General features: G+C 34.2%; 9 protein-coding genes. All 9 read left to right on the top strand.

The window, feature by feature from the left end:
- The first annotated feature begins 4 nt into the window (after positions 1-4).
- Positions 5-1,075, top strand: coding sequence for a carbohydrate-binding family 9-like protein (locus AC4FRF_RS09890; RefSeq protein WP_491159392.1), 1,071 nt, complete (start codon positions 5-7; stop codon positions 1,073-1,075).
- Positions 1,076-1,111: 36 nt separating this feature from the next.
- On the top strand, positions 1,112-2,236 hold the full coding sequence (locus tag AC4FRF_RS09895) for a glycoside hydrolase family 18 protein (protein ID WP_491159337.1): 1,125 nt from the start codon (positions 1,112-1,114) through the stop codon (positions 2,234-2,236).
- 30 nt (positions 2,237-2,266) lie between these two features.
- Positions 2,267-3,364 carry a family 10 glycosylhydrolase gene (locus AC4FRF_RS09900; protein ID WP_491159338.1) on the top strand — a complete coding sequence of 366 codons (1,098 nt, stop codon included), beginning with the start codon at positions 2,267-2,269 and terminating at the stop codon, positions 3,362-3,364.
- 45 nt (positions 3,365-3,409) lie between these two features.
- Positions 3,410-4,423 (top strand): isoaspartyl peptidase/L-asparaginase family protein, encoded by a 1,014-nt coding sequence (locus AC4FRF_RS09905; RefSeq protein WP_491159339.1) that lies wholly within the window; start codon positions 3,410-3,412, stop codon positions 4,421-4,423.
- Between the two features lie 69 nt (positions 4,424-4,492).
- The gene (locus tag AC4FRF_RS09910) at positions 4,493-6,796 is read left to right on the top strand and encodes a family 20 glycosylhydrolase (RefSeq protein WP_491159340.1); all 2,304 of its coding nucleotides are present in this window, start codon (positions 4,493-4,495) and stop codon (positions 6,794-6,796) included.
- A 44-nt stretch (positions 6,797-6,840) separates the two neighbouring features.
- Entirely contained in the window at positions 6,841-8,700 is a 1,860-nt protein-coding gene (locus AC4FRF_RS09915; protein ID WP_491159341.1) for a glycoside hydrolase family 35 protein, read from the top strand.
- A gap of 34 nt (positions 8,701-8,734) precedes the next feature.
- Positions 8,735-10,219, top strand: coding sequence for an alpha-L-fucosidase (locus tag AC4FRF_RS09920; protein WP_491159342.1), 1,485 nt, complete (start codon positions 8,735-8,737; stop codon positions 10,217-10,219).
- Between the two features lie 9 nt (positions 10,220-10,228).
- On the top strand, positions 10,229-12,469 hold the full coding sequence (locus AC4FRF_RS09925; protein ID WP_491159343.1) for a GH92 family glycosyl hydrolase: 2,241 nt from the start codon (positions 10,229-10,231) through the stop codon (positions 12,467-12,469).
- Positions 12,470-12,485: 16 nt separating this feature from the next.
- The gene (locus AC4FRF_RS09930) at positions 12,486-15,146 is read left to right on the top strand and encodes a glycoside hydrolase family 3 N-terminal domain-containing protein (RefSeq protein WP_491159344.1); all 2,661 of its coding nucleotides are present in this window, start codon (positions 12,486-12,488) and stop codon (positions 15,144-15,146) included.
- Positions 15,147-15,288: the final 142 nt, after the last annotated feature.

The following is a 15,288-nucleotide window of genomic DNA, read 5'->3' on the forward strand; positions in this document are numbered from 1 at the left end:
AATGATGCAAGAAAGTCGTAAAATAATGTCTTCGCTTTTGTTTTTTTACTCTTTGGTGGGTTTGGCTCAGGCAAATGGCGAAATGATACCCAAAGAATATGTGGCTTATAAAACTTCTGAAACAATTGTAATTGATGGAGAAGCTTCTGAATCAGCTTGGGATAAAGCAGAATGGACAACTTCTTTTATCGATATTGAAGGAATTATGAAACCTAAATATGATACCAAAGTAAAAATGCTTTGGGATGAGAAGTATTATTACATACTAGCTAAAATAGAAGAACCTCATGTATGGGCAAATCTAAAACAGCGGGATACCATTATTTTTTACAACAATGATTTTGAAGTTTTTATTGATCCTGATGGAGATGCAAATAATTATTATGAGTTGGAAATTAATGCATTGAATACGGCTTGGGATTTGTTTATAAATAAACCCTATCGAGAAAAAAATGTGGTTTTAAACGACTGGAATATTACGGGTTTAAAATCGGCAGTTAAAGTGCATGGAACGATTAATAATTCAACAGATAGAGACGAAGGATGGTTTTTAGAATTAGCCATTCCATGGGCAGCATATCAAAAATCCTATGGAGAAGACAATGTGCCAAGAAATAAATTTTGGAGAGTCAATTTTTCAAGAGTCAATTGGCAACATGATATTATAAACGGAAAATACGAACGTAAAAAAGATGCTTCAGGCAAGTTTTTACCAGAATACAATTGGGTTTGGTCTCCACAAGGTGTAATCAATATGCACGAGCCAGAAAAATGGGGCTATGTCTATTTTTCTTCAAAAGAAATTGGAAATAGCGATAACTTTAGCATTCCGCAGGATGACAAAATTAAATGGGAGTTGTTTAGTTTGTACAGGAAACAAAAAAGCTATCATGGAAATCATAAAATTTGGGCTAAATCAATAGAAATGCTTAGCAAAAAAACAATTACTGTGGAGGGTAAAATAATAAAACCGGTTTTAGAAAATTATTCTTCTGGATATGTTATTTCAGTAAAAAGTCCTTTTTCTAATAAGCTATTAATTATAAAAGAAGATGGTCAGTTTATTGAGAAATAGTACTGTTTAATTAGAAAATATAAAGTATATAAAAGAATGAAATTAAGTCTTTACATAGTGATAATTAGTAGTTTTTTTGCTTGTTCTTCTTTAGATATTAAAAAGAAAAAGGAAACAAAAAATTTAAAAATAATTGGTTACGTGGCAGGTTATGAGGATTTTGATCCGGCTAAGGTTGATGCTTCAAAATTAACTCATGTCAATTATGCTTTTGCAAATATTGTAAATGGCAACGTCCAATTTGAATTAGCCACTGATGATGCTAAAATAAAAGTATTGATGGGACTTAAAAAACAAAATCCTTCTTTAAAAGTTTTATTTTCTATAGGTGGCTGGGTTTGGTCAGACCAATTTTCAAATATTGCAGCTTATGCCGCTTCTAGAGAAAAATTTGCTAAAAGCGCAGTTAAGCTGATGAAAACTTATGGTTTTGACGGCATTGATATTGATTGGGAATTTCCTGGACAGCGTGCTGAAGACAATGTGTTCAGACCATCAGATAAAGAAAATTTTACGCTGTTACTTGCCGAATTACGAAAACAGTTAGAAATTCAAACTACCTCCGATAAAGTTCATTATTTATTGAGTATTGCTTCTGGAGCAGATCAAACTTATTTAGATCATACAGATTTAAAAACAGCTCAAAAATACCTAGACTACATTAACGTAATGTGTTATGATTTTTATAACGGTTGGATGTATCAAACTGGACATCATGCTAATTTAAATGCTTCAAAATTTGAAAAATTTGGAGGTGATAATTTGAGTAAAACAGTTGAGGCTTATTTGAAAACTGGAATAGCAAACGATAAACTCGTTATAGGAATTCCTTTTTACGGCAGAAAATGGGCTAAAGTAAATCCACAAAATAACGGTTTGTATCAATCGGCGCAAACGGGTGCTGAGATTATTGCTTATTGGAAAATTAAAGAAGAAATAGCTACCGGAAAATACAAACAGCTTTATGATGAGTCGGCAAAAGCTTCTTATTTGTGGAATGAAAAAGAGGGCATTTTTATATCTTATGAAACACCAAATGAGATTGAATTGAAAGCAAATTTTATTAAAATTAAAGGTTTAGGTGGAGCTATGTTTTGGGAATACAGTCTGGATAATAAGCAAGAATTATTGAACACGCTTTTTGAAAACATGAAAAAATAGTTTTAATACTAACATACAGAAAAATTAATTATGAAATATATTCAACTATTATTTTTAGGATTAATCATCACGGCTTGTTCGAATAAAATAATCCAAAATTCAGAAGTGAAACAAAAAGCAAAAGATTTTGAATTTGGAGTTTGGATTTCAGCCGATGCTAAACGTAGTGACGAATCTTATAGTGTTGAATTTAAAAAGTACTACGAAGCGGGTATTGATGAGGTTTTAATCAACACGGGTACAAGTCCTGAGTTGTTGAAAAGATTAGTTCCATTGGCTAAAAATGAAGGATTACGAGTTCATGCCTGGATCATGACTATGAACCGTCCAGGAGACAAAGTTGCCTTACAACATCCGGATTGGTACATGGTTAGCCGAAGCGGGAAATCTTGTTTTGATGATCGTCCGTATGTAGATTATTATCAGTGGTTGTCTCCAAGTCATCCTGAAGCGCGCCAACATATTTATGATTTATTAGAAGGACTGGCTAAAGTAGAAGGAGTTGAAAGCGTACACTTGGATTACATCCGTTATCCGGATGTTTTTTTACCAATTGGTTTGTTGCCAAAATATAATTTGGTTCAAAATACTGAATTACCGGATTATGATTTTGATTATTCAGATGCCAGTGTCAATGCTTTTATGAAGGAATTTGGCAAAGATCCAAGAAAAATGGAACATCCCGAAATTGATATGGAATGGAAGCAATTTCGCTTAAACCAAATAAGAAATGTAGTAAATCATGCTTACGAAATTGCACATAAATATGGTAAAACTCTAACTGCTGCAGTATTCCCTTATCCAGAAATGGCGGATCACATGGTGCGTCAACGTTGGGATAAATGGAATATAGATGAAGTATATCCTATGATTTATCATAATTTCTATAATGAAGGAGCGGATTGGGTAGGTTTTGCAACCAAACAAGGTGTTAGCGATTTAAAAGGAACCAATACAAAGTTGAACACAGGGATTTACATTCCAGGTGTTGAATCGGAAGAGGAATTGAGAAAAACAATTTTATTAGCTAAAGAAAATGGTGCAAAAGGAGTTTCTTTTTTTGATGGAAATGCTATTTCGGATGCCTATTTGAAAGTAATTAAAAAGACTAAAGAAAGTTTAAAATAAATTGAAAACTAAATCTAAACACAAACCCTAACTAAAACTAAGACTATGTCAAACAGAAGAAATTTTATTAAAAAAACTACTTTAGGAACCATAGGCTTAGGTACTTTTATAGGAGTCAATGGAATGACTACGCCAGAGACTCCTTTAAAAAGTGCTTCAAAAAAAGTCAAAAAACCTGTTGTTATTTCGACTTGGAATCATGGTTTGCCAGCTAATGAGGAAACTTGGAAGCAAATTAAAGCTGGAAAAAAAGCTTTAGATGCTCTTGAAGCTGGTTTGAGAATTCCGGAGGCTGATCCTAAAGTACGAAGTGTAGGTTACGGAGGCTATCCGGATCGTGAGGGAAAAGTAACTTTGGATGCCTGCATTATGGACCATAACAGCAATTGTGGTTCGGTATCTTTTTTAGAAGGGATTATGCATCCTATTTCTGTTGCTAAAAGAGTTTTAGAAAACACACCACATGTTATGTTGTCCGGTTCAGGAGCATTACAGTTTGCACTTTCTGAAGGATTTAAAGAGGAAAATTTATTAACTCCTGAAGCCGAAAAAGATTGGAAAAAATGGTTAGAGGAATCTAAATACAAACCTGTAATTAATATTGAAAATCATGATACCATTAGTATGTTAATGGTTGATGAAGATGGAAATCTTGCCGGAGGTTGTACAACCAGCGGAGCAGCCTGGAAAATACACGGTCGTGTCGGTGACTCCCCAATCATCGGCGCGGGACTTTTCCTGGATAATGAAGTAGGAGCCGCTGCCGCAACCGGTTTAGGAGAAGCCGTTATTAGAACAGCCGGGAGCGCTATGGTAGTGGAATTAATACGTCAGGGGAAATCGCCTTATGAAGCTTGTAAAGAAATTACTGAACGTATTTACAACAAGCATAAAAATCACAAAGACATGGAGTATTTACAGGTTGGTTTCATTGCATTGAATAAAAATGGTGAATACTCAGGCTATAGTTTGCGTTCCGGTTTTAATTATGCAGTTTGTGATGATGAAAAAGGAAACCGCATGGAAGATGCAAAGTTTAAAATGACTTGGGATAAATAATTTTACGGACTTTAAAAATAAATACAAAGCCAAAAAACGATATAGAACCCTTTTTAAAATAAATAATATATGAGAATAATTAAAACTACGATTGTCTTGTTTTTACTTCTGATTACGACTTCGGTTGTGGCACAGAAAGAAATAGCTATTATACCTAAACCTGCTCATACAGAAATTAAACAAGGAAAGTTTCAATTTTCTTCAAATACTAAATTCATTGTTAAAGGGGATTCACAAAAGGAAATAGTAGAGGTATTGATCGCTAAATTTCAATTGGCAGCAGGATGGAAACCTCAAATTTCAAATAAGAAGCCTAAAAATAATTTTATCGAATTTAAAGTTGATAAAAACTTAAATAGAGAAGCTTATAAATTAGAAGTTACTTCAAAAAGTATCGTAATAACAGCAAAAGAAAATGCCGGTTTTATTTATGCTTTGGAATCCATCCGACAATTATTACCTACCGCAATTGAAAGTAAAAAAACAGTTGCTAATGTAAACTGGTCAATTCCTAATGTGAATATTGTCGATGAACCTCGCTTTCAATGGAGAGGATTGATGTTGGATTTATCCCGTCATTTTTTTGATAAATCATATATAAAAGCCACAATTGATCGATTAGCAATGCTAAAAATGAATGTATTGCATCTACATTTAGTCGACGATCAGGGATGGAGAATGGAGATTAAAAAATATCCAAAATTAACCGAAGTTGGTGCTTGGCGTGTTAATCAGGAAAATCTAATTTGGAATGCTAGATTAACGACAAATCCTGATGAAAAGGGAACTTATGGCGGATTTTTAACTCAGGAAGAACTGAAAGAAATTGTAAAATATGCTCAAAAGAAAAATATCGAAATCATTCCTGAAATTGAAATGCCGGCACACGTAAGTAGTGCTATTGCTTCTTATCCTGAATTGGGTTGTTTCAATCAGCGAATTGGAGTTCCATCCGGTGGACTTTGGCCATTAACTGATATTTATTGTGCGGGTAAAGAAACGACTTTTGAGTTTTTACAAAATGTAATTGACGAAGTAATTGCTGTTTTTCCTTCTAAATATATTCATATCGGAGGCGATGAAGCAACTAAAACCAATTGGGAAAAATGTCCTCATTGTCAAAAAAGAATTAAGGAGGAGCATTTGAAAAATGTCCATGAATTGCAAAGCTATTTTGTAAAACGTATGGAAAAATACATCAATTCAAAAGGTAAAAGAGTAATAGGATGGGATGAAATATTAGAAGGTGGTTTAGCCCCGGATGCAACAGTGATGAGCTGGAGAGGAACTAAAGGCGGAATTGAAGCAGTAGAACAAGGACATGATGTGATTATGACTCCTGAGAACCCTTGTTATTTCAATTTTTATCAAGGACCTCAAAACGAAGAACCATTGGCTTTTAATGCTTACAATTTTTTAAATGAAGTGTATAAATTTGATCCTGTAGTTTCATCTATGTCACCAAAAGAGGCTGCACATGTATTAGGTGGACAGGCTAATTTATGGGCAGAATATCTGGCTACGCCAAAGGATTCAGAATACATGATTTTTCCAAGGTTAGCTGCTTTATCTGAAACCCTTTGGAGTCCAAAAGAAAATCGTAGCTGGAATGATTTTACTTCAAGATTATTCCCTTTATTAAAACGTTATGATTATTTAGGAATCAATTATTCGAAGAGTGCTTATTTAGTAACAGCAACTTCTACAGCTGATTTAGCTAATAAATCAATAAAAATTGAATTAAAAAATGAGTTTCCTAATCCAGACATTCGTTATGTTTTAGGTGATAAAAGTATTGAAATTGATGCAGTAAAATATGTGAATCCAATTGAAATAAAAGAATCTACTGTTTTAAAAGCTTCTTTATTTCAGGATGATAAACCAGTTGGTAAAACATTTACTGATTCGATTGTTTTTCACAAAGCCTTTGCCAATAAGGTAAAATACAATACCCTTTACAATTCAAATTATAAAGGAGATGATCATACACTTGTAAATGTTATCCGCGGAAGCAAAAATTTCCACGACGGACAATGGCAGGCTTGGTTAGTTGATGATATGGATGTGGTGATTGATCTAGAAACTACAAAAACAATTAGTGAGGTTGCTTTGGGTTCATTAGAAAATCAAGGAGCAGGAATCTATTTTCCTATTGAGATTAAAGCATTTGTGTCTACAGATGGAGTTGCTTATAAAGAAGTTGGAAAAGTAGTTCACCCATTTGCCATCAATTCTTATGTAGAATTAAAAGATTTTAAGATGAACTTTAAACCTACTGCAGCAAAATTTGTAAAAGTAGTGGCTACTAATTTGAAAAAAAGTCCTAAAGGAGACAGTTCCTTTATGTTCTTTAATGAAATTGTAGTAAAGTAACTATTCAATTTTAGGTTTTATAAATGTATAATTTGGAACAAAGAATGAACAAACTATTATTTAAATTCGGAATAGTATTAATGTGTTTGATGCCGCTTTTTAATCAGGCGCAAACAAAAGGATTTTCTATCGCTAATGGAGAATTCAAGCAAGATGGAAAAATTGTTAAAATACATTCAGGAGAAATGCACTATGAGCGTATTCCAAAAGAATATTGGAGACATAGATTGCAAATGCTTAAAGCAATGGGTATGAATACGGTGGCGACTTATGTATTTTGGAATTATCATGAAGTAGCTCAGGGAGTATGGGATTTTAAAACCGGAAATAAAAATTTGGCTGAATTTATTCGAACAGCTAAAAGTGAAGGATTGTATGTAATTTTGAGACCAGGACCTTATGCTTGTGGAGAATGGGAATTTGGGGGCTATCCTTGGTGGTTACAAAATAATCCTGATTTAGTAATTCGCACTAATAATAAAGCCTTTTTAGAAGCTTGTAAAAGCTATTTGGAGCATTTGTCTGCCGAGGTAAAAGGCCTTTTTTCTAATCAGGGAGGACCAATTATTATGGTTCAGGTTGAAAATGAATTTGGTTCTTATGTTTCTCAAAGAACAGATATCAATTCTAACAATCATAAGGAATACAAAACTGCCATTTTCAATTTGCTGAAATCTACTGGTTTTCAGGAGCCTTTTTTTACTTCTGACGGAGCCTGGTTGTTTGAAGGTGGTGCTGTTGACGGAGTTTTGCCAACTGCTAATGGAGAATCAAATATTGAAAATTTAAAGAAGCAGGTTGATAAATTTCATAAAGGACAAGGGCCTTATATGGTAGCGGAGTTTTATCCGGGATGGTTGGATCATTGGGCAGAGTCATTTGTAAAAATCGGTTCTGAGGAAATTGCAAATCAAACTAAAAAATACTTGGAAGCAGGCGTATCTTTTAATTATTATATGGCTCATGGAGGGACTAATTTTGGATTCACTTCTGGTGCTAATTATAATGAAGAAATGGATATTCAGCCTGATATTACAAGTTATGATTATGATGCACCTATTAGCGAAGCGGGTTGGGTAACTCCAAAGTTTTTGGCTATTCGTGATGTTATGCAAAAATTTTCTAAAACAAAATTACCAGCTATACCCGAGAAAATTCCAGTAACAAAATTTCCTAATCAGCCTGTAAAATCCAGTATGGATGTTTTAAGCTGGATTAAAAAGGAAAAAGCCGTTGTAAACGATCAACCCTTGACTTTTGAAAAACTGGGTCAGGGTAATGGTTATGTTTTGTATCGAAAAAGATTCACACAACCTATTTCTGGAACTTTGAAAATCCAGGGATTAAGAGACTTTGCTACGGTTTATGTAAATGGATCTAAGGTGGGTGAACTAAACAGAGTTTTCAAAAACTACGAGTTGACAGTTACAATTCCTTTTAATGGAATTTTAGAAATTCTAGTTGAAAATATGGGACGTATCAATTACGGAGCTGAGATTGTACACAATACCAAAGGAATTATTTCTCCAGTAATGATTAATGAGTATGAAATAAGTGGTGGATGGGAAATGTATAAAATGCCAATGAATGAAGTTCCGACAGTTAAAAATGAAACAATCAAATTAGGACGCCCAGTTCTATATGAATCTATTGTAAACATTGATAAACCGGCTGATACTTTTCTGGATATGTCAGCTTGGGGTAAAGGCATTGTATTTGTAAACGGACATAATTTAGGACGCTATTGGAAAGTAGGACCGCAACAAACACTTTATGTACCAGGTTGTTGGTTGAATAAAGGTGTAAACAATTTTGTAGTACTGGAACAACTTAATGAAAATGCGCAAACACAATTAACATTTACAGACCAACCGATACTTGAAACAATAAATACAAGAGACTAAGTAATAACATATTTAAGAATTAAAATACGAAAGAATGAAAAAAAGCATTGCAATCATAGCCCTATTGTTTTCGGTACAACTATTTTCACAAGCCATTTATGAAGATGAGCGTTATGTACCAGAAACCGATCCTTTGGTTTTAAAAAATTTAGAGACATGGCAAGGAGAAAAATTTGGTTTATTAATGCATTGGGGAACTTATTCTCAATGGGGAATTGTAGAATCTTGGTCAATATGTCCTGAAGATTATGGCTGGTGTGAACGCAAAAAAGGAAGTAATCCTTCTAATTATAACGACTATGTTAAGGATTATGAAAATTTAAGAAAAACTTTTAATCCGGTAAAATTTGATCCTGCAAAATGGGCTAAAGCAGCTAAATATGCGGGTATGAAATACATGGTATTCACTACAAAACACCACGATGGTTTTAACATGTTTGATACCAAATATTCCGATTATAAGGTAACAAATAAAGATGTTCCTTTTAGTACTAATCCAAGAGCTAATATAGCAAAAGAAGTTTTCAATGCTTTTAGAAATGAAAAACTTTCTGTTGGTGCTTATTTCTCTAAACCAGATTGGCATAATGAGAACTACTGGGATCCTTATTTTCCTCCTTTCGATAGAAATGTAAATTATGATCCTGCATTATATCCAGAGAAATGGAAAAAATATGTTGATTTTACGCATAACCAAATTTTAGAATTATTGACTGATTATGGTAAAATAGATATTCTTTGGTTAGATGGAGGTTGGGTTAAAAAGAGAGATACTCAAAATATAAAAGAAAATTATGATGAAAAGTTCGCAGAAAACGAAGCTAAAAATGGTTTTATTAAACACAGAGTAGTGGATCAAGATCCTAAAATGGATGAATTGGTGGTAGAAGCTCGTAAAAAGCAACCTGGATTAATTGTGGTAGACAGAGCGGTTCATGGAAAAAACCAAAACTACCTTACACCAGAAAACAGAGTTCCTGAAAAAACTTTGCCTTATCCTTGGGAATCTTGTATTACTTCAGGTGGAGGATGGTCATATACTCCTGATGCTAAATATTTAACAGGAAGAGAAGGAATTCATATGTTAATTGATGTAGTTGCAAAAGGAGGTAACTTATTATTAAACGTTGCTCCAAGTCCAGAAGGAGAATGGCAACAAGGGGCTTACGATTTATTACAGGCTTATGGCGATTGGATGAAAGTAAACAGTACGGCTATTTATAACACCAAACCTATCGCGCCTTACAAAGAGAATAATATTTGTATGACTCAAAATAAAGCAGGAAATGTGTTTTTATTTTATTTGGCAAAAGAAGGAGAAACTAAGATTCCATCGGAAGTGGTTGTGAAATCAATTAGTCCTAAAAAAGGAACAAAAATCACCATGTTAGGTTCTTCAGTAAAATTAAAATGGACTAAATTAGGCGAAGGTTTCAAAGTTACGATTCCTGAAAGTTTAAGAAATAATTTGCCTTGCAAAGAAGCTTGGACCTTAAAAATTGAAGCGATTAACAAATAAAACTTAACTATGGTTTTAAATAAAAGGATAACACTACTAACAGCATGTTTTGGCATGCTGTTTTTTAGCGCAACTATTTTTGCTCAGCAGCCAGCCGATTTTGTAAATCCATTTATTGGAACTTCTAATTTTGGAGCTACTTTCCCAGGGCCAATTGCTCCAAGGGGAATGGCTAGTATTAGTCCGTTTAATGTGTCGGGACCTCAAAACCGACCGTTAGAAAAAGACAGTCAATGGCTTTCAAATCCCTATGTGAATGAAAATACATTTCTAACTGGTTTTAGCCAAGTCAATTTGAGTGGCGTAGGTTGTCCTGATTTGGGTGTTATTTTGCTAATGCCAACAACAGGAGCTGTTGAAACGAATCATTTAAAGTACGGATCGACTTATTCTAATGAAGTAGCCAAAACCGCTTATTATGGGCTAAATATTGATAAATACAATATCAAAGCAGAGTTTACAGCTTCCAAAAGAGTAGGTGTAAGCAAATTTACTTTCCCGAAAGGGCAATCCAATATTTTACTGAATCTAGGTGTTGGTTTAACCAATGAAGAAGGAGCAATGGTAAAAGTGGTTTCGCCTACAGAAATTGAAGGAATGCGTACCGTAGGTTCGTTTTGTTACAATAGTCCCGAAGATGCTTATCCTGTTTATTTTGTGGCCAAATTTTCTAAACCTGCACACAAATTTGGTGTTTGGAAAAAGTCAGCTAAATATGAAGGTGTAGAAGCACAATGGATGGGCTACAATGGCAAAACTAGAATGATGGATAATACCACCAAAATGGTTGTTGGCGATAGCATCGGAACCTATTTTTCGTATCAATTTGACAAAGCAGAAACGGTTGAAGTTAAAATTGGTATTTCGTATGTAAGTATTGAAAACGCTCGTGAAAACCTGGCAAAAGAAGTAGGAAACAAATCATTTGAAGCCGTTTACAAAGAAACCTATGATGAATGGAACGAAGAATTATCTAAAATTTCAGTCGAAGGTGGTTCTAAGGAAGACAAAACCATATTTTACACCGCTTTGTACCATACATTAATTCACCCGAATACCTTAAATGATTTTAATGGAGAATATCCGGAAATCAAAAGAAGTAAAATAGGTAAAACCGATGGTACTCGTTATACCGTATTTTCATTATGGGATACGTATAGAAACTTACATCAGTTGATGTCTTTGGTGTATCCAAAACAACAATCAGATATGGTAAAAAGTATGCTCGAAATGTACGATGAAAACGGCTGGTTGCCTAAGTGGGAATTGAATTCGACCGAAACATTTACTATGGTGGGTGATCCTGCAAGTATTGTAATTGCTGATACTTATTTGAAAGGAATTCAGGATTTTGATATCCAAAAAGCCTATAAAGCAATGCTTAAAAGTGCTGATCAATTAGAAAATAATCCGTTGCGAAATGGTTTGAAAGATTATATTGAAAAAGGGTTTTTAACTACTGACAATAAAGGTCCGGTTTCGACCACGCAGGAATACAATATTTCTGATTATGCCATCTCTCTTTTGGCGGATGCTTTAGGGAAAAAAGCCGATGCGAAACGATTTAAAACACGTTCCTTATCGTATCGAAAATTATTCGATAAAAATTTAAAATTATTTCGACCAAGAATAGCAAATGGCAGTTGGTATGAACCATTTGATCCAAATTCGGGAGCTAATTTTGAAGAAAATGTTGGTTTTATCGAAGGAAATGCCTGGCAGTACAATTTTATGATTCCGCACGATATCAATGGATTAAAAAAATTAATGGGTGGAGATAAAGCTTTTTCTGCACAATTGCAGAAAATATTTGATACCAAACAATTTGATATGGCGAATGAACCGGATATCGCCAATCCTTATTTGTTTAATTATGTAAAAGAAGAAGAGTTCAAAGCTCAGGAAAATGTAAAAAGACTGGTACGCGAATATTTCCAAAACAAACCAAAAGGATTGCCTGGAAATGATGATACCGGAACGATGTCGGCCTGGTTGGTGTATTCGATGATGGGAATTTATCCCATTGTTCCGGGAGAACCAGTTTATACGATTACAACGCCAATGTTTGATAAAATAACGATCAAACTTGATCCTAAATATTATAAAAATAACAGTATTGTAATCGAAAAAGAAGTCAATACCGATGGAAAAATCAAAGCAATACTATTGAACGGAAAATCACTAAACAGTTATTTTATTTCCCATGACAATTTGGTAAATGGTAAAACTTTAAAAGTGATTCAGAATTAAAAAATACGCCTAAAATATGTTAGAATTAAAAATTAAAAAAACAGCTATTCTTTTTGTGATGGCTATAGGTTTTAGTCAAGCTGGCTTTGCTCAAAAGAAGTATCCTTATCAGGATTCCAAATTGCCTGTTGAGGAAAGAGTAAAAGACCTTTTAAGCCGCATGTCTCTTGAAGAAAAAGTACGTCAGATGGACATGTACAGAGGTGATTTTTTTAAAGAAAAAGAAGATTTCGCTAAGTCTAAATCGGCTGAAAAAATTGGCAAATTAGGAATTGGAGCGATTCATGACCTTTATCCGCGTTCGGCAAAAATGATTAATGACTTACAGACTAATGTCATCAAAGGGAATCGTTGGGGAATTCCGGCTTTAATTATGTGTGAAATGCTTCATGGCTATTTAGATGAAGGAAGTACAGCATTCCCAATGAACATCGGACTTGGTGCAACTTGGGATACAGCATTGATGAAAAAAGTAGGAGGCGTTATCGGAATGGAAGCCCGTGCTCACGGAGTTCATTTTGGTTTTGGACCTAATCTAGATTTAGGACGTGAACCAAGATGGGGAAGAGTTGCTGAAACTTTTGGTGAAGATGCTTACCTGAATAGTGAAATTGGTTTAGGATTTATCCAAGGATTACAAGGAGATGATTTAAAATCAGATCGTTCTATTATTGCTGAACCAAAGCACTTTGCCGTTCACGGTATTCCACAGGCGGGAGGAAATTCGTCGCCAATTTTGGTTGGGGAGCGTTCGGCACGTGAAGATCATTTACCTTCTTTTGAAAAAGCCTTCAGAAAAGGTGGTGCTTTAGGAACAATGTGTGCTTATTCTGAATTAGACGGAATTCCTTGTGCTGCTAATCATTGGTTATTGACAGATGTTTTGAGAAACGAATGGGGTTTCAAAGGACTTGTTGTATCCGATTTAGGAGCCATTAAATACATTCAAACAACTCATAAAGTATCTGACTCTCCAAAAGAAAGTATCAGAGAAGCGGTTTCAGCAGGAGTGGATATGCAGTTTTATGATTTTTCAAATGAATTTTGGCAAAACACAATTGTTGAATTAGTAAACGAAAAGAAATTAACAATGGAAAACATAGACCGTGCAGCGGGTGATGTTTTACGTTTGAAATTCTTATTGGGATTATTTGAAAATCCTTATACTGATAAAAACTTGATTAAATTGCGTTTTCATACACAAGAAAATCAGTCAGTTGCTTTAGAAGCAGCTCAAAAATCGATGGTTTTATTGAAAAATGAAAACAATCTACTTCCATTAAAAAAAGACCTAAAAAATATTGCAGTTATTGGACCAAATGCCAATGCTTCAAGAATGGGGGGATATGCGCCTAAGAATAGTGTAGGAGTAACTGTTTTTGAAGGAATTCAGCAATTAGTTGGAAAAACGGCTAATGTGGTTTATGAAGAAGGTGTACCCTTGATTATAAAAGGACAGGCAATTCCTTCTAAATATTTATTTACTTCAGACGGATCTCAAAATGGATTAAAAGGTGAATATTTTAATAATAGAAATTTAGAAGGGACTCCGGCATTGACTCGAATCGATAGCCAATTAGAGTTCGACTGGCCTTGGGCACCTGGTGATGGTGTAAATGTGGATGATTTTTCTATTCGTTGGACAGGTTATATTCAATCAGATAAATCATTTGACGGATGGTTAGGCTTAAGTTCAGATGACGGAATCAGAATGTGGGTGGACGATCAATTGGTTATTGACAACTGGACAAAAGGAGCGACAAGTATTGTTACGACTCCAAAAAATATCGAAGCAGGGAAAAAATACAAAGTTCGTATCGAAATGTGGGAAGGGGGCTGGGGAGCCAGAGCACATTTGCGTTGGAATCTGGAAAAAGTAAATTTACAACCAGCTATTGACGCTGCCAAAAAAGCGGATGTTGCCGTAGTTGTTTTAGGAGAATCAAACGAATTAGTGGAAGAAAACCGTGATGTTGCCGATTTGAATTTACACGGAATGCAACAGGAATTAATTGAAGCCATTCAAAAAACCGGAACTCCTGTAGTTTGTGTCTTATTGAACGGTCGTCCATTATCCACTAACTGGATTGCCGAAAATATTCCGGCTATTGTAGAAGGTTGGTTTCCTGGAGAGAAGGGTGGTAGAGCAGTAGCGGATGTATTATTTGGTGATTACAATCCAGCGGGAAGGTTGCCTATTACAGTTCCTAAATCGGTTGGACAATTGCCAATTTATTACAATCAAAAACCATCTGCTATTCACAGATATGTTAGCGAAAGCGAAAATCCATTATTTACATTTGGTTACGGATTAAGCTACACTACTTTTGAATATTCTAATTTATCTTTAAACGCCAAAGAAATTAAAACAGATGGTGAAATTAAAGTAGCAGTAGATGTAAAAAATACTGGTGACAGAGATGGAGAAGAAGTAGTACAACTTTATATTAATGATGTTTATAGCAGTACTACAACACCAGAAAAAACATTAAAAGGTTTTAAAAGAATATCCATTAAAAAAGGAGAAACACAACATGTAGAGTTTACATTGACAGCTGACGAATTATCTATTTGGAATCGTGAGATGAAAAAAGTAGTCGAACCAGGTGATTTTGAAGTAATGGTGGGAGGAAATTCCGTAAATTTATTAACTGGAAAGTTTACTGTAATAGAGTAAATTAATTTGAACATAATATAGTAATTATCCTTAATTACTATAGAAATTATAAAAAACATTAATCTTTCTGAAAGGTTAATGTTTTTTATTTATAATAACTTTAGTTTTGTTATAGAATAATCATGTATAATAGTTATTAGTT

It is taken from the genome of Flavobacterium sp. ST-158, from assembly GCF_058309975.1.

Bases quoted from the DNA above. Each gene is read 5' to 3' on its own strand.
- AC4FRF_RS09895 (WP_491159337.1), top strand. From the start codon at position 1,112: ATGAAATTAAGTCTTTACATAGTGATAATTAGTAGTTTTTTTGCTTGT.
- AC4FRF_RS09930 (WP_491159344.1), top strand. From the start codon at position 12,486: ATGTTAGAATTAAAAATTAAAAAAACAGCTATTCTTTTTGTGATGGCT.
- AC4FRF_RS09890 (WP_491159392.1), top strand. From the start codon at position 5: ATGCAAGAAAGTCGTAAAATAATGTCTTCGCTTTTGTTTTTTTACTCT.
- AC4FRF_RS09900 (WP_491159338.1), top strand. From the start codon at position 2,267: ATGAAATATATTCAACTATTATTTTTAGGATTAATCATCACGGCTTGT.
- AC4FRF_RS09920 (WP_491159342.1), top strand. From the start codon at position 8,735: ATGAAAAAAAGCATTGCAATCATAGCCCTATTGTTTTCGGTACAACTA.
- AC4FRF_RS09925 (WP_491159343.1), top strand. From the start codon at position 10,229: ATGGTTTTAAATAAAAGGATAACACTACTAACAGCATGTTTTGGCATG.
- AC4FRF_RS09915 (WP_491159341.1), top strand. From the start codon at position 6,841: ATGAACAAACTATTATTTAAATTCGGAATAGTATTAATGTGTTTGATG.
- AC4FRF_RS09905 (WP_491159339.1), top strand. From the start codon at position 3,410: ATGTCAAACAGAAGAAATTTTATTAAAAAAACTACTTTAGGAACCATA.
- AC4FRF_RS09910 (WP_491159340.1), top strand. From the start codon at position 4,493: ATGAGAATAATTAAAACTACGATTGTCTTGTTTTTACTTCTGATTACG.